Consider the following 15,751-nt stretch of genomic DNA (forward strand, 5'->3'; position numbering starts at 1 on the left):
GTTAACCGGTGAGGCCGGCGTCATCGCCCGGGGGCAGCTGAAGGTGCCAGCCACGCTCGCGCAGGTTGGCCAGCACCGTGGCCGCGTCCTCGCGTGGCAGCTGGCGCTCGACGCTCAGATCGATGTCCAGAACGAAGCGAAGCTCGCCCACCAGCTGTGCCAGTTCGTCAGGCAGTGCCTGCGCGCCGTCGCGTTCGCGCAACCAGACGTAGGTGTCGGCCTTGCGGCGACTGGCAAATACATAGCACTGCATGGATTGTCTCCTTCCCGATCCGGGTACCGGTGCACGCTTCGCGCTGGCAACGACGTGCAAAACTGAAAGGGCGCGAGTGTAGGTGCAAACGCCCGCGCGCGCAGCCACCCTTGGCTTGGCTGTACGACCCGGGATCGTACGTTTATGCTGCGGTCGCACTTGCATCTGCGACATGTCGCGATCACAGTGCGGGCGCGGGCTTCAAACATACGTATGAATTGCTGTTTGCGGCCCGGCTACACCCGATTCCAAGCGATGTCTTTACGAAAAAACGCGCATGAGTGCAGGAGCAAGCGTGATGACCAAGACTTCCCAGATCCGCGGCCTGGCGCGCCCGCTCGCGCTGGCGGCGCTGACCGCGGCCGTGGCCGGCGCCCTGGCACTGCCGCAGCAGGCCCGCGCCAGTGCTTTCCAGTTGAAGGAAAACAGCGCCAAGGCGCTGGGCCGTGCCTTTGCCGGTTCGGCCGCGGCCGGTGACGATGCCTCGGTAGTAGTGAACAACCCGGCGGCGATGAGCCTGCTCAAGGGCACCACTTTCCAGGCCGACGTCACGGCCGTCAACTTCAGCGCCAAGTTCAGTGGCGATGCCTACGACTATGCCGGCCGACCTGTGTCTGGCGGCAATGGCGGCGACGCGGGTACCACCTTGCCGATACCGGCGTTCTTCATTGCCTCGCAGGTCAGTGACCGTGTGCATCTGGGCTTTGGTCTGAGCGCACCGTTCGGTTTCCAGACCGATTACCAGCATGGCTGGAAGGGCCGCTACCAAGCTCTGCGCTCGAAGTTCCAGTCGCTGGACGCGACCTTGTCGGCCTCGTTCGATGTGACCGACAACTTTGCGCTGGGCCTGAGCGCGATCGCACAGCGCACCAGCGCCGAGCTGACCTCGGCCATCAACTTCAACGCCGTGGGCATGGGCCTGGTGCAGCAGGGTGTGGCCGCCGGTGCCTTCACCCCGGCGCAGGGCCAGGCGCTGGCCGCACAGGTAGGTGCACTGGTGCCGCCGGGTACCGACGGCGAAGCCCGCATCAAGGGCGACGACTGGGCTTACGGCTGGCAGGTGGGTGGACTTTGGAAGCTGACCGACAACGATCGCCTGGCGCTCGATTATCGCGCCAAGATCTCCCACACCCTTGAGGGTACGGCCAACTTCAGTGTGCCACCGGCAGTGCAGGCGTTGCTGTCGAACCCATCCGTGGCGCCGTTGCTGGCCGCGTCCGGCGGTGTGCCGTTCACCCACACCACAGGTAACGCACCATTTTCCACGCCGGCGGTGGCCACTGCCAGCTACTGGCATCAGGGGCAGCGCTTCGGTTTTGGCATGGACCTGTCCTGGACCAAGTGGGATGAGTTCAAGAACCTCACCGTGCGTTACGGCAATCCGGCACAGCCGGATACCGTGCAGAAGTTCAATTGGCGCAACAGCTGGTTTGCCTCCGTGGGTGGCGAATACTACGCCACCGACAAGCTGACGGTGCGCTACGGCGTGGCCGTGGACAGCTCGCCGACGCATGCCGATACGCGTGATGCGCGCGTGCCCGATTCGACCCGCAAGTGGATCACCTTCGGCTTGGGCTATCGCCCATCGGACAAGCTTGAGCTCAACCTTGGCCTGGCCCATATCTTCGTCAACAAGGCTCACGTCAACGAAACCGACTCGACGGGCGACCGCCTGGTCGGCAGCTTCGATGACTCGGGCAACCTGCTTTCGCTGTCGGCCGCCTATCACTTCTGATCGCAGGCACCGTTGCGATTAAAAAAAGCCCCTCGCCAGATGCGAGGGGCTTTTGCTTTTATCCCGAGTCATGTCGCCCGGCGGGGCGACATGACGGGCAGACTCAGGCGCTAAGCGTCAGCAGGCTGGCGTTGCCGCCGGCTGCAGTGGTGTTGACGGTGAGCACGCGCTCGGTGATGAAGCGCAGCAGGTAGTGCGGGCCGCCGGCCTTGGGGCCGGTGCCGGACAGGCCCTCGCCACCGAACGGCTGCACGCCGACCACCGCACCGATCTGGTTGCGGTTGACGTAGCTGTTGCCCACCTGGATGCGTTCGGAGATGTATTCGGCGGTGTCCTCGACGCGGCTGTGGATGCCCAGCGTCAGGCCATAGCCGGTGTCGTTGATCTCCTTGAGCATCTTGTCCAGCTCGCTGGCCTTGTAGCGCACCACGTGCAGCACCGGGCCGAACACTTCGCCGCCGACATCGGACAGCTTGTCCACTTCGTATACGCGCGGCTCGAAGAAGGTGCCGTGGTCGGTGTCACCGGTCAGCGTGGCCTTGCACACCAGCTTGGCTTCCTTGTCCATGCGCTCGGCATGATCGACGAGCATCTTCATGGCGTCGTTGTCGATCACCGGGCCGACATCGGTGGACAGCAGTCCCGGGTCGCCCACCTTCAGTTCCTTGACCGCACCGGCGAGCATCTCCAGCACCCGGTCGGCCACTTCCTCCTGCAGGAACAGCACGCGCGTGGCCGAGCAACGCTGGCCGGCCGAATCGAAGGCCGAGTAGATCACGTCCTTGACCAGCTGCTCGGGCAGCGCCGAGGAGTCGGCCACCATCGCGTTCTGGCCGCCGGTTTCGGCGATCAGTGCGGCGATGGAGGTCTCGCGGGCGGCCAGCGAGCGGTTGATGGCGTGGGCGGTGCCGGTGGAGCCGGTGAAGGCCACGCCGGCGATGCGCTCGTCCTTGGTCAGGTTGGCGCCGACGGTGGCGCCATCACCCGGCACGAACTGCAGCACGTCCTTGGGCACGCCGGCATCGTGCAGCAGCTTGGCCATCTCGTAACCGATGATGGCGGTCTGCTCGGCCGGCTTGGCGATCACCGCGTTGCCCGAGACCAGCGCGGCGCTGATCTGGCCGGTGAAGATGGCCAGCGGAAAGTTCCACGGGCTGATGCACACGAAGACGCCGCGACCATGCAGGGTCAGCGTGTTGGTCTCGCCGGTGGGGCCGGGCAGTTTCTCCGGCTTGCCCATCAGGCGGCGCGCCATGGTCGCGTAATAGCGCAGGAAGTCCTCGGCCTCGCGTACCTCGGCAATCGACGCCGACAGCGACTTGCCGGCTTCGCGAACGCACATGGCGACAAAGCGGGCGCGGCGCTCTTCCAGCAGGTCGGCCGCCTTCTCCAGGATCTGCGCGCGCTCCTCGGCGCCGCGGCGGTCCCACTCACCATGGCAGGCCAGCGCGTTTTCCAGCGACTTTTTCACCGTGGCCTCGTCGGCGGCCAGCCACTTGCCGATATGGCGGCGGCGGTCGGACGGGTCGGTGGCGTCGATCCAGTCGCCCTCGCTCTTGGCGCCGGGCACCAGCGGCTCGGCGTTCCACGGGCCGGCTTCCTTGTTGACGGCCTCGGCGAGGCTGCGCAGTTCGTTGTCGTTGGCGAAGTTGATACCCATGGAATTTTTCCGGAGATCTCCGTAAAGCGTAGCCGGCATCGGAATGCGCGGATGCGGGATGGAATCAAAGGCGCGCACGGTCAGGCACGGGTCGGCGACCAGGTCGCTGATGGCGATGCGCGGGTTCAGGATCAGGTTGACGAAGCTGGTGTTGGCACCGTTTTCCAGCAGGCGCCGCACCAGATACGGCAGCAGTTCCTCGTGGCTGCCGACCGGCGCGTACACGCGGCACGGGATGTTGAGGTGCTTCTCACCGATCACCTCGTTGTAGAGATCCGAGCCCATGCCGTGCAGGCGCTGGTACTCGTACGGGCGGCCGTTGGCCATCTCGTACAGGGCCGAGATGGTGTGCGCGTTATGCGTGGCGAACTGCGGATAGATCAGCTCCTCGCCGGCCTCGAACATGCGCCGCGCGCAGGCCAGGTAGGACACATCGGTATTGGGCTTGCGCGTATACACCGGGTAGCCGGGCAGGCCCTGCTCCTGGGCACGCTTGATTTCCGAGTCCCAATAGGCGCCCTTGACCAGGCGCATGTGCCAGCGGCGGCCCACGCGGCGGGCCTGCTCGGCGACCCAGTCGATCACGAACGGGGCACGCTTCTGATAGGCCTGCACGACGATGCCGAAGCCATCCCAGCCATCCAGCGACGGGTCTTCGTAGACCTTGCCGATGACTTCCAGCGAAATTTCCAGGCGCTCCGATTCCTCGGCGTCCACGCTCAGCGCGATGCCGGCGGCCTTGGCGCGCTGCGCCAGTTCCAGCAGCTTCGGCGTCAGTTCCTGGTGCACGCGGTCGCGCTTGATGTGCTCGTAGCGCGGATGCAGCGCCGACAGCTTCACCGAAATCGAGGGGCCGTCGACCAGGCTTTCGCCCTTGGAGTGCTTGCCGATGGCATCGATGGCGTCGCGATAGGCCTGCATGAAATCGTCGGCGGCCTGCTGCGTGATGGCCGCTTCGCCCAGCATGTCGAAGGAATAGCGGTAGGCGCGGTTTTCCTTCTCGTGCGAGCGCTTGAGCGCCTCCTCGATGGTCTGGCCCATCACGAACTGCACGCCCAGGATGCGCATGGCCTGGCGCACCGCGCGGCGCACCACCGGCTCGCCGAAGCGGCGAATCAGGCTGTGCAAGGTGCCGTCGTCGTGCACGGTGGCCTTGTCGCGCACATGCACCAGGCGGCCGGTGATCATCAGGCCCCAGGTGGAGGCGTTGACGAACATCGACGTGCTCGAGCCCATGTGCCGGCGCCAGTCGGCATTGCCGAGCTTGTCGCGGATCAGGCGATCGGTGGTCAGCGCATCGGGAATGCGCAGCAGCGCTTCGGCCACGCACATCAGCAGGATGCCTTCCTCGGAAGACAGGTCGTACTGGCGCATGAACGCTTCGATGGGGCTCTGGTCGTCGGCCTTGGCGCGCACGCGCTTGACGATGTCACGGGCCCGCTCGACCACGCGACGGCGATCGTTGGGGCCGAACGAAGCCTGATCGAGCAGCTCGTGCACGGCCTCGGTCTCGTCGCGCAACCAGGCGGCGGTGATGTGTTGGCGAGCGCCGCTGGGTGCCGGCGGCAATTCTGGGCTGAGTATCGCTTGATTCACGGAGGGGCGGCTCTCAGGAGTGGGGACAATTGGCCGGCATTGTAGGGGCGCGCGAGCGGCGGGGCGATAGGGTGCCGTCGGGCGAGTTCATGAAGGTGTCGCGGGGGTGAACCCGATGCGGCATGTTGCCGCACATATTCAATACGGACGCGCATGCACGAAGCGGCGCTGATGGTGCGAGAAAGCGTGGCATCGCGCCGCGGATCAGTTGCCCGCCTGGCGTTGCAAGAACTATGATTGCCAAGTTGCAGGCATGCCGTGATGTCATGATCGTGCTCGAACCTGCCGCCGCTGGAGCCTCCTGCGTGACGATGTGGCTACGTCCAAATCGTTCGTTGAGTTATCGTGGGCTCAAGTGCTGGATCGGCGCGCTGGTCGGCGTGGTGCTCACTGTCGGTGTGCTGGGTGCTCATCAGGGGAACGTGTTCGCTCCCGTGTTTGCGCTGGCCGAGTCGGTGGCGCTGGTGGTGTCGCTGGGCGTGGTGTGGCGTTCGGGTGAGCGCGGGCAACGCATCACGGTGGATACACGCCAGGTCGAGGTGGAGTTTCTGCCAGGGCATGCCCGCACGTGTTTCCAGTCGTACTGGGTGCGCGTGCAGATGCTTCCCGGGCATCCGCACCGGCGCTTGATGCTCGCATCACACGGGCGTGAGCTGGAGGTCGGGGCGTTCCTGGTCGAGGATGAGCGCACCGAGCTGTCGAACAAATTGAAGAACCTGCTGGTGGAATTGACCCGCTACCAGCCGAATCAAGTCCAATCATTCCAGGGTGCAAGATGATGAAACGTGGCCTCATCAGGCGATCGGCAATGGCAGCGCTGGCGCTGGCTGGTGCGCTGTTCGGCAGCACGGTGTGGGCAAATCCGCACGACTGGCAGCTTTCCATGCCGCGCGGTGTCACGCCCATCTCGCACCAGGTGCACGGCTTGTACCTGGCCTCGTTCTGGGTCTGCGTCGGTATCGGCATCGTCGTGTTCGGCGCGATGATCTACGCCATGGTGCGCTTTCGCAAATCCAAGGGCGCGGTGGCCGAGAAGTGGAGCCATTCGACCAAGCTCGAGCTGATTTGGACCATCGTTCCGGTGCTGATCCTGATCGGCCTGGCCTGGCCGGCCACCCGTGTGCTGGCGCACATGGAGGACACCACCGGTTCGCAGATGACCGTCAAGGTCACCGGCTTCCAGTGGAAGTGGCGCTACGACTACGTCGACTACAACGGCAAGGCCATCGAGCACGTCGGCTTCATGTCGCGCCTGGCGCACAACAGTGACAAGACCCGCCAGCTCGACTCCGGGCTGGACCCGTACAAGGTCAAGGCCGCCGACGGCGAGAACGATTACCTGCTCAATGTCGATCACCCGCTGGTGGTGCCGGTGGGCGTGAAGATCCGTTTTGCCGTCACCGGCGGCGATGTCATCCACTCCTGGTGGGTACCGCAGCTGGGCTGGAAGATGGATGCCATCCCCGGCATCGTGAACATGGCCTGGGCCAAGATCGACAAGCCCGGTATCTACCGTGGCCAGTGCGCCGAGCTGTGCGGCCAGGATCACGGCTTCATGCCGATCGTGGTCAAGGCCGTGCCCAAGGCCCAGTTCGACAAATGGCTGGCCGCCAAGGAGCAGGCCGGCAAGGCCGCCGCGGCGCCGCAGACCGCCAGTGCCTCCATGGGTGCCGCTTCGGCGACCCAGGGCTAACCGATTTCGTTTACAGGCAAGAGGTGTAAGGTCATGGCGCACGCAGCCTCCCAGGACCACCACGACGATCACCACGACAAGCCGACCGGGCTTCGTCGCTGGGTGATGTCCACCAATCACAAGGACATCGGTACGCTGTACCTGGTGTTCGCGCTGATCATGTTCTTCATCGGCGGCGCCTTCGCGATGGGCATCCGCGCCGAGCTGTTCGAGCCCGGCATGCAGTTGATGCAGCCGTATTTCTTCAACGAGCTCACCACCATGCATGCGCTGGTGATGATCTTCGGCGCCATCATGCCGGCGTTCGTGGGTCTGGCCAACTGGATGGTCCCGATGATGATCGGGGCGCCGGACATGGCCCTGCCGCGCATGAACAACCTGTCGTTCTGGCTGCTGCCGTTCGCCTTCACGCTGCTGCTGTCGACCTTCTTCCTGCCGGGCGGCGCGCCCGCCGCGGGCTGGACCATGTATCCGCCGCTGGTGCTGCAGGGCGGTGATGGCGTGGCCTTCCTGATCTTCTTCGTGCATCTGTCGGGTATCAGCTCGATCATGGGCGCGATCAACATCATCGCCACCATCCTCAACATGCGTGCCCCGGGCATGGACCTGTTGAAGATGCCGATCTTCGTCTGGACCTGGCTGATCACGGCGTTCCTGCTGATCGCGGTGATGCCGGTGCTGGCCGGTGCGGTGACCATGCTGCTGACCGACAAGTACTTCGGCACCAGCTTCTTCAACGCCGCAGGCGGTGGTGACCCGGTGCTGTACCAGCATATCTTCTGGTTCTTCGGGCACCCCGAGGTCTACATCATGATCTTGCCGGCTTTCGGCATCATCTCGGAGGTCATTCCCACCTTCAGCCGCAAGCCGCTGTTCGGCTACAAGGCCATGGTCTACGCCACCGCGTCGATCGCCTTCCTGTCGTTCATCGTCTGGGCCCACCACATGTTCACCGTGGGCATGCCGCTGGGCGGCGAACTGTTCTTCATGTACGCGACGATGGTGATCGCGGTGCCGACCGGCGTGAAGGTGTTCAACTGGGTCACCACCATGTGGAAGGGCTCGTTGACGTTCGAAACGCCAATGCTGTTCGCCGTGGCGTTCGTGATCCTGTTCACCATCGGTGGCTTCTCCGGCGTGATGCTGGCACTGGCCCCGGCTGACTTCCAGTACCAGGACAGCTACTTCGTGGTGGCGCACTTCCACTACGTGCTGGTGACCGGCGCGGCGTTCGCGATCATGGCCGGTGTGTATTACTGGCTGCCCAAGTGGACCGGGCGCATGTACAGCGAAACGCTGGGCAAGTGGCACTTCTGGCTGAGCGTGATCTCGGTGAACGTGTTGTTCTTCCCGCAGCACTTCCTGGGCCTGGCCGGCATGCCGCGCCGCATCCCCGACTACAACGTGGCCTTCGCCAGCTTCAACATGATCAGCTCGATTGGCGGCTTCGTGTTCGGCGCCAGCCAGCTGGTGTTCGTGGCGGTGATCGTGCACAGCGTGTTCTTTGCCAAGAAGAAGGCGGCCGATCGCGTCTGGGAAGGCGCGCGTGGTCTGGAATGGACGCTGCCTTCGCCGCCGCCGTTCCACTCGTTCACCACGCCGCCGGTCATCGATGACAGCCAGCTGGCGCACGGCGACGTGTCCCACTGAGCCGCCCCAAGGCATCATCCATGAGCGAGCAGCGTCATCAGCATCCCCAGGGATTCGACCCGGCGGCACGCCGCCGGGGCGTTCGTCTCACCGTCACCATCTGCGTGCTGGTGATCGTGGGGTTGATGACCCTGTTGATTCTCCAGCACACCTGATTTTCTGCGGGGCCGGAAAGCCCCGAACGCGACACGGGACACCCACGCATGGCTCATCAAAAAGGCGTCTACTTCATCCCGCACAACAGTGTGTGGCCGATTGTGGCCGCGGTCAGCCTGTTCACGATGCTGTTCGGCGCCGCGCACTGGTTGAACGACTCGGCCGGCATCGGTCCGCCGATCTTCTTCTGCGGCCTGGCGCTGGTCATCTTCATGTTCTTCGGCTGGTTCGGATCGGTGATCCGCGAGTCGGTGCATGGCAACTACAACGGCCAGGTGGACACCTCGTTCCGCATGGGCATGATGTGGTTCATCTTCTCCGAGGTGATGTTCTTCGGCGCCTTCTTCGGCGCGCTGTTCTACGCCCGCATCTTCTCGGTGCCGTGGCTGGGCGGCGAGGGCCATGGCGCGTTCACCAACTACTTCCTGTGGAAGGGCTATACGTCCTCGTGGCCGACCAACGGTCCGGAAGGTATCGGTGGCGCGTTCCAGATCATGTCGCCGTGGGGCATCCCGCTGATCAACACGCTGATCCTGCTGACCTCGGGCGTGACCATCACCGTGGCCCATCATGCGCTGAAGGAAGGCCATCAGACCCGTCTGCTGATCTTCCAGGCCCTGACCGTGCTGCTGGGCGCGTTCTTCCTGTACATGCAGGCGCACGAGTACATCGAGGCCTACACGCACTTCAACCTGACGCTGCACAGCGGCATCTATGGCACCACGTTCTTCATGCTGACCGGCTTCCACGGCCTGCACGTGACGCTGGGCACGATCATGCTCATCGTGATCTGGTTCCGCTGCAAGAAGGGCCACTTCACCAAGGACAATCACTTCGCTTTCGAGGCGGTGGCCTGGTACTGGCATTTCGTCGACGTCGTGTGGCTGGCGCTGTTCCTGTTCGTGTATATCCTCTGATCCGGGCGTGGCGCGCCCTGTCGGTGCGCGCCACGCTTGTGGCCAGATGCAAGACGGCCCCTGGTCCAAGACTGGAACAGGGGCCGTTTTCTTGTCTGGGCACCGCGCGACAAGCGCGTATCATGGAGCCGGTGAAGGTGCGGCGATTCGCCGACTGGTCAGGCGCCGGTCACTTGGCGATGATGGCCCGTCCGTTGAGCGCTTGCGCTCAGCCGCCCACACCATGCGGGTGCAGCCAGCCCATGGCGATGCCAAGGATGACCATCACGATCAGCACCAGCGACAGGCCGATGCGGCGCGTCAGCGCCCAGGCCGTACGCCGCGACTGGCCACGATCGGTCATCATGAAGAACAGTGCCTGGCCAAGATTGAACAGCACCACGATCAGCATGATGACCAACGCGACTTTGTAGACGATTTCCACGTGAGAATCCTGATCCGAGTGCCCACATCCAGTATAGCCGTGACCATGGGTGGCCACAGGTGATGCGCCTGCGTCGCCCGTCGGTGTTCGCGGTGCTGCTTACCCTCGCCGGCGTAGTGTTATTCATACGGCTGGGCATCTGGCAACTCAACCGCGCAGTGGAGAAAGAACAGCTTCTGCGACGCTTTGCCACGGCCAACTCGGCACCCACGGTGCCTTTTTCGAAGGTGGCCGCCGGTGCGCCGGCGCATGCCTATCCGCACGTGTCGGTGGCCGGTCATTTTCTGCGTCATCATCTTTATGTGATGGACGACCAGGTGCTGGGCGACCGCGTCGGTGTGCAGGTGTACGCGCCGTTCGTGGTCAGCGGCGGCCAGCGCGTGGTGCTGGTGGGACTGGGGTTCCTGCCACGTGGAGGCAGTGGCAAGACGCTGCCATACATACCGCCGCTGCCGGACCACCGCATGACCCTGCACGGCCTGTACGTGCCGCCGCCGGCGCCGGCCCTGCGCATGGGGGGTAATCGCCTGCCGGATCAGAAACAGTGGCCCAAGACCATGATCTACATGGATCTTGGCGATATTTCCAAGGATCTTGGGCACCCCCTTTATCCGCGCCGGCTGTTGCTTGATCCCGATCCGGCGCAGCCGTACGTACGCAAGTGGACGCCCGGTGTGATGCCGCCGGCCCGGCATCGCGGTTACGCCTTCCAGTGGTTCTCTTTTGCCGCCGCTGCGGTGGCGATCTTTGTGATTTTGCACCGTCGACGCGACCCCAAGGACGCTTCCAAGTCATGAACGCTCCCACGCCGACCACCCCCGTGACACAACGCAATCGCCGCAAGCTGCTGCTGGTGGCGCTGGTCTTTCTGGCGCCGGCGATCATTGCCGTGGCGCTCGGTGAGCTGGGCTGGCGCCCGGGCACGCAGAGTTTTGGCCAGCCGGTGACGCCGCAGCGCAATTTCAAATCCGTGCGTGTCGACATGGCCAAAGGCGGCACCTGGGCATGGCGCGCCAAGACGCCGCAGATGACGCTGCTGGCGCTACCGGGTACCAGCTGTGCCGAGGCTTGTTTGCGTCAGCTGGCGCTGATGCGCAATGCGCGCGTGGCGCTCAACACCAAGTCCGGCCATGTGCGCCTGCTGTATTTGGGCTCGCCACCGACAGTGGCTGGCGCCAGCGACGTGATGCCGGCCTGGCAGATTGGACGCGATGCCAACGATGCACTGGCCAGCTTCCGCCCCAAGGGCGCGGACACGGTCGCCGCGCTGCTGGTCGAATCCAATGGCACGGCGCTGACCTACTATCCGGCCGGTTTTGACGCCAACGGGTTGCTCAAGGATCTCAAGAAGGTATTGCGTTGATGGCTCGCAAGAAGATGTCGCTGGCGGCGAAGCTGGCCTGGTTCGCCGCTGCGTTCGCGTTCTGCGTGGTGATGTTCGGTGCCTTTGTGCGTCTGTCCAATGCCGGACTTTCCTGCCCGGACTGGCCGACCTGCTATGGCCAGGTCACCTGGCCCGATCACGCCCACGCCATCGCCCAGGCCGATGCCGCCTTCCCGCACCGGCCGGTGGAACCGGGCAAGCCCTGGCGCGAGCAATTCCATCGCATGATCGCGGGTACGTTAGGCGTGATGGTGCTGGTGTTGGCGCTGATCGCAGTGTGGCGAAAGCGCTGGGCGCGCTGGACGGTAGTGGGCGCGGCGGTGGCGGCCGCCTGTGGCGTAGGCCTTTACATGGGCGGCGAGCGCATCGTTTCCTCGTTGCTGGCGGCGCTGGCAATCGCCTTGCCGTTGTTCGTCGCCGCGCGATTGCAACGCACGCCACCGTGGCGGGTGGCGGTGATCGCGCTGGCTTTGATCATCTTCCAGGCCATGCTGGGCATGTGGACGGTCACGCTGCTGCTCAAGCCGATCGTGGTGACAGGCCATCTGCTGGGCGGCATGACCACCTTCGCGCTGCTGGCCTACGTGGCGCTGCGCCTCACGCCCATCGGTGCGCCGGATGACCAGCATCGTCGCCTGCGCCGTTTTATCGCCGTGGGCATCGTGTTGCTGGCCTGCCAGATTTTCCTCGGCGGCTGGACCTCGTCCAATTACGCGGCGCTGGCCTGTGGCTACGGCAACGCGGCGTTCCCCGAATGCATGGGGCAATGGTGGCCGCAGACCAACTTCCATCAGGGCTTCGTGCTGTGGCGCGGGATTGGCGTCAACTACGAAGGTGGCGTGCTTGATCCAGCCGCGCGCACGGCGATCCAGATGGCGCACCGCATCGGCGCGCTGGTGGTGTTCTGCTACCTGGGCTGGCTGTCGCACAAGGTGGCGCGTGCCGGCTTGCGCACCTTTGCCTGGGGCATCGCCGTAACGTTGCTGGCACAGGTCGCGCTGGGTATCTCCAATGTGCATTTTGGCCTGCCGCTGCCGGTGGCCACCGCGCACAACGGCATGGCCGCGCTGCTGCTGTTCAGTCTGCTGGCGACACTGGCGCGCACCCAGCGCCGGCTCCAAGTGTCGTAAACTATACGGCCACCTGAAATTTTCGCGTGGCTCCCGCGCATTGCGCCGGGAGCCACGCCGTTTGTTGAGAGTTGTTTGTGAAACTGCATGCCGCCCGCTACCTGGAGCTGACCAAGCCGCGCGTTGTCGCGTTGCTGGTGTTCTGCGCCGTGATCGGCATGTTCCTGGCCGTGCCCGGCATTCCGCCAGTGGGCGGTTTGATCTTCGGCACGCTGGGTATCTGGCTGGCCTCGGCCTCGGCGGCGGCGTTCAATCATCTGATTGACCAGAAGATCGACCGCGTGATGGTGCGCACCGCGCATCGTCCGCTGGCCACCGGTCAGCTCAGTCCGCGCCAGGTGGCCATTTTTGCCACCTCGCTCGGCATCATCTCGATGCTGGTGCTGGTGCTGCTGGTCAATGTGCTGACCGCGGTGCTGACCTTCGCCTCGCTGATCGGATATGCGGTGATCTACACCGCGTATCTGAAGCGCGCCACGCCGCAGAACATCGTGATCGGTGGCCTGGCCGGGGCCTCGCCGCCCCTGCTGGGCTGGGCGGCTGTCACTGGCATGACCGGTGTCCACGACTGGGCCTATGCCTTGTTGCTGGTGTTGATCATCTTCGCCTGGACGCCGCCGCACTTCTGGGCGCTGGCCATCTTCCGTCGCGAGGACTACGCGCGTGCCGGTGTGCCGATGCTGCCTGTCACCCATGGCGTGACCTATACGCGCTGGCACGTGCTGTTCTATACCGTGCTGCTGTTCCTGGCCACGTTGTTGCCGTACCTGACCGGCATGAGCGGTCTGTTGTACCTGGGCGGCGCGGTGGTGCTGGGGGGCGGCTTCATCTATTACGCCATCCGCCTGCTCAACCCGCCGGACGAGCGCTTTGCGATGAAGGTGTTCAGCTATTCCATCGTTTACCTGATGGCGCTGTTCGCTTTCCTGCTGTTCGATCACTGGCTGGTCGATCCGGGCTTTGCGCAGGATGTGATGGTGCTCGGTCAGAATCTTCAGCAGCAGGCAGCTGCGCACTGACATTTGCCGGAGCTTCCCATGCGTCTGCTGGTGGTCGAGGATTCACCGAACCTGGGACGCGATCTGCGTGAAGCGCTGAGCCGCGATGGCCACGCCGTGGATCTGGCCCCCGATGGTCGTCAGGCGCAGCAGTTCCTGGCCGGTTACGACTATGACGCGATGGTGCTGGACCTGATGATGCCGCGGGTGGACGGCTGGGACGTGTTGCGCTGGCTGCAGGGACGTGGCGCGCGGCCCAGGGTGCTGGTGCTGTCGGCCCGGGATCAGGTCAGCGACCGGGTCCAGGCGTTGCACCTGGGCGCCGATGACTACATGGTCAAGCCATTTGCCTATGACGAACTGGCGGCCCGGCTGCTGGCGTTGGCGCGACGCAGTGTGGCGACCGATCCGGTGCAGAGGATCGGCCGGGTCGAGGTTGATCCGCGGGCGCGACTGGTGCGCGTCGATGGCCAGCCACTGGCGTTGACACCCAAGGAATACGCGTTGCTGGAGGCCTTGTGCAGCGAGCGGGGCCGGGTGCTGACCCGTACCACGTTGTTTGAGCGTCTGTACGATGCGCGTAGCGAAGCTTCCGACAAGGTGATCGAGGTGCTGGTCAGCACGCTGCGTTCCAAGCTGGCAAAAGCCGGCGTCACCGACCTGGTCGAGACCCGGCGTGGCTATGGCTATGTGGTCGTCTGAACTTAGCCCGCCTTCGATACGGCTGCGCCTGCTGCTGTTTCTTTGCACCGGGCTGGGCGTGCTGATGGTCGGGCTGTTCCTGCTGCTTGATCGTGGCGTGGACCGGCAGATCTACGGGCGCCTGGATCATGTGCTGGAGGCACGAGCCCACGCCATCGCGGTGCTTCTGGAATCGCATCCAGCGTCCGAGGCACTGGCCGAATTACAGGCGATGAGTCCGGAATACGCCGGCGGCGGGCATACTGATTTCCTGCAGTTGTGGAGTGCCGATGGCGCCACATTGCTGGCCTCGGGAAGCAATCGTGGGGGCAGGCTGACGCCGCCGGGCAAGGTGCCCGCCAATCAGCCGTATTTCTATGACCTTCGCCTTCCCGATGGGCATCGCGGGCGTGCGGTCGCCGTGCGCGTGGGCATCCAGGGCCACGCTGGCGACGCCATCCTGGCCGTGGCCGAGGAGCGCGAGCAGGTCGACGCACTGGAGCGCCATGTACATATCGCGCTGCTCAGCGGAGTGGTGGCGACGTCGCTGTTTGCCGTCCTGCTGGCGGTGCTGGCCGTGCGTGGCGGCCTGCGGCCACTGATGGCCTTTGGAAATGCCGCGCGGCGCGGTGGTGAACGCGTGAGTGTGCCGTTGGACCGCCTGCCGCGTGAGCTGCGTCCGCTGGCAGGCGCGCTCAATGACGCATTCGCGCGCCTGGCTCAGGCGTTGCACAGGGAGCGTCGGTTTGCCCGTGATGTCGCGCATGAACTGCGCACGCCGCTGGCCGAGATTCGCACCGCGGTGGAACTGGTCAGGCGCGATGTGGGTGGTTCGTCGACTCTGGACGGCGCGCTGGAGTCGACGCAGCGCATGCAACGCTGCATCGACGGCTTGCTGTCGCTGTCGCGCTATGAGTCGGGCATGCAGGAAGTGCAGCTGGAGCCGGTCGACCTGGCCGCGCTGCTGACGCGCTCCGTGCAGCTGGCCGCGGGACCGGCGACGCGGCGGCGAATCAGGCTGGAATGCCAGGCCCCCGCTGAATGCTGGGTGCAGACCGATCCAGCGCTACTGGAGCGCGTGATTGACAACCTGCTACTGAACGCCGCCGAACACGCCCCCGAAGACAGCGTGGTGGCGGTACACATGCGTGGCGTTGCCGACGCCGTGCGACTGAGCATCGGCAACCTCGCGCCGGCGCTGGAGGATGCCGACCTGCAACGGCTCGGCGAACGTTTCTGGCGCAAGTCGCCGGCACGCGAGGCGAGCGGCCATGGCGGACTGGGCCTGGCGCTGGCACAGGGCCTGGCCGCCCTGCTGCAGCTGCGGCTGTCGTTTCGTCTGGACCGCGGCTGGCTGTGGGCCGATCTTGAGGGCATGACACCGCTGGCGCTACCCGGCTGATCGTGCAAGCGCATCTTAAGGTCGTTCAAAGCTGATTGTTGGGATCCTCGCGTTCAGAACATGCGTTCGCGA

Annotated in this window: 15 protein-coding genes; 12 read left to right on the top strand and 3 right to left on the bottom strand. The window is 64.7% G+C overall.

The window, feature by feature from the left end:
- Position 1: 1 nt before the first annotated feature.
- Complete coding sequence (locus HBF24_RS11815) at positions 2-253, bottom strand: YcgL domain-containing protein (protein ID WP_167173122.1); 252 nt, start codon at positions 251-253, stop codon at positions 2-4.
- A gap of 298 nt (positions 254-551) precedes the next feature.
- On the opposite strand from HBF24_RS11815, the gene HBF24_RS11820 reads away from it, so the two are divergent.
- Positions 552-1,988, top strand: a complete 1,437-nt coding sequence (locus HBF24_RS11820) for an outer membrane protein transport protein (RefSeq protein ID WP_167173123.1) — start codon at positions 552-554, stop codon at positions 1,986-1,988.
- Positions 1,989-2,091: 103 nt separating this feature from the next.
- Here HBF24_RS11820 and putA read toward each other — a convergent pair whose 3' ends face one another.
- Complete coding sequence (putA, locus tag HBF24_RS11825) at positions 2,092-5,244, bottom strand: bifunctional proline dehydrogenase/L-glutamate gamma-semialdehyde dehydrogenase PutA (RefSeq protein ID WP_167173125.1); 3,153 nt, start codon at positions 5,242-5,244, stop codon at positions 2,092-2,094.
- Between the two features lie 311 nt (positions 5,245-5,555).
- Here putA and HBF24_RS11830 point away from each other — a divergent pair, with 311 nt between their 5' ends.
- The 5 genes from HBF24_RS11830 to HBF24_RS11845 are packed head-to-tail and all read left to right on the top strand — an operon-like array spanning position 5,556 to position 9,660.
- Entirely contained in the window at positions 5,556-6,023 is a 468-nt protein-coding gene (locus HBF24_RS11830) for a DUF2244 domain-containing protein (protein ID WP_167173259.1), read from the top strand.
- 29 nt (positions 6,024-6,052) lie between these two features.
- Positions 6,053-6,937, top strand: a complete 885-nt coding sequence (gene coxB / locus HBF24_RS11835) for a cytochrome c oxidase subunit II (RefSeq protein WP_240922499.1) — start codon at positions 6,053-6,055, stop codon at positions 6,935-6,937.
- Between the two features lie 33 nt (positions 6,938-6,970).
- Positions 6,971-8,587, top strand: coding sequence for a cytochrome c oxidase subunit I (gene ctaD / locus HBF24_RS11840; RefSeq protein WP_167173129.1), 1,617 nt, complete (start codon positions 6,971-6,973; stop codon positions 8,585-8,587).
- A gap of 20 nt (positions 8,588-8,607) precedes the next feature.
- Positions 8,608-8,742: a hypothetical protein gene (locus HBF24_RS17430; RefSeq protein WP_277344543.1), complete on the top strand. Its 135-nt coding sequence runs from the start codon at positions 8,608-8,610 to the stop codon at positions 8,740-8,742.
- Between the two features lie 48 nt (positions 8,743-8,790).
- Positions 8,791-9,660, top strand: coding sequence for a cytochrome c oxidase subunit 3 (locus HBF24_RS11845; protein WP_167173131.1), 870 nt, complete (start codon positions 8,791-8,793; stop codon positions 9,658-9,660).
- Positions 9,661-9,868: 208 nt separating this feature from the next.
- Here the strand turns inward: HBF24_RS11845 and HBF24_RS11850 are convergent, their stop codons facing one another.
- Positions 9,869-10,084: a twin transmembrane helix small protein gene (locus tag HBF24_RS11850; protein ID WP_167173133.1), complete on the bottom strand. Its 216-nt coding sequence runs from the start codon at positions 10,082-10,084 to the stop codon at positions 9,869-9,871.
- Positions 10,085-10,146: 62 nt separating this feature from the next.
- Between HBF24_RS11850 and HBF24_RS11855 the strand changes: the two genes are divergently transcribed.
- The 6 genes from HBF24_RS11855 to HBF24_RS11880 all read left to right on the top strand — a co-directional run bounded on the left by HBF24_RS11855 (position 10,147) and on the right by HBF24_RS11880 (position 15,679).
- Entirely contained in the window at positions 10,147-10,881 is a 735-nt protein-coding gene (locus tag HBF24_RS11855) for an SURF1 family protein (protein ID WP_206064303.1), read from the top strand.
- Positions 10,878-11,447 (top strand): hypothetical protein, encoded by a 570-nt coding sequence (locus tag HBF24_RS11860; protein WP_167173137.1) that lies wholly within the window; start codon positions 10,878-10,880, stop codon positions 11,445-11,447. The genes HBF24_RS11855 and HBF24_RS11860 overlap by 4 nt, the downstream gene beginning before the upstream one ends.
- Positions 11,447-12,598, top strand: a complete 1,152-nt coding sequence (locus HBF24_RS11865) for a COX15/CtaA family protein (RefSeq protein ID WP_167173138.1) — start codon at positions 11,447-11,449, stop codon at positions 12,596-12,598. The genes HBF24_RS11860 and HBF24_RS11865 overlap by 1 nt, the downstream gene beginning before the upstream one ends.
- 77 nt (positions 12,599-12,675) lie before the next feature.
- Complete coding sequence (gene cyoE, locus HBF24_RS11870) at positions 12,676-13,617, top strand: heme o synthase (RefSeq protein ID WP_167173140.1); 942 nt, start codon at positions 12,676-12,678, stop codon at positions 13,615-13,617.
- Between the two features lie 18 nt (positions 13,618-13,635).
- Positions 13,636-14,298 carry a response regulator transcription factor gene (locus HBF24_RS11875; protein ID WP_167173142.1) on the top strand — a complete coding sequence of 221 codons (663 nt, stop codon included), beginning with the start codon at positions 13,636-13,638 and terminating at the stop codon, positions 14,296-14,298.
- On the top strand, positions 14,285-15,679 hold the full coding sequence (locus tag HBF24_RS11880; RefSeq protein WP_167173144.1) for a histidine kinase dimerization/phospho-acceptor domain-containing protein: 1,395 nt from the start codon (positions 14,285-14,287) through the stop codon (positions 15,677-15,679). Before HBF24_RS11875 ends, HBF24_RS11880 begins: the two co-directional genes overlap by 14 nt.
- Positions 15,680-15,751: the final 72 nt, after the last annotated feature.

Source organism: Oleiagrimonas sp. C23AA (genome assembly GCF_011759385.1).
GTDB lineage: Bacteria > Pseudomonadota > Gammaproteobacteria > Xanthomonadales > Rhodanobacteraceae > Oleiagrimonas.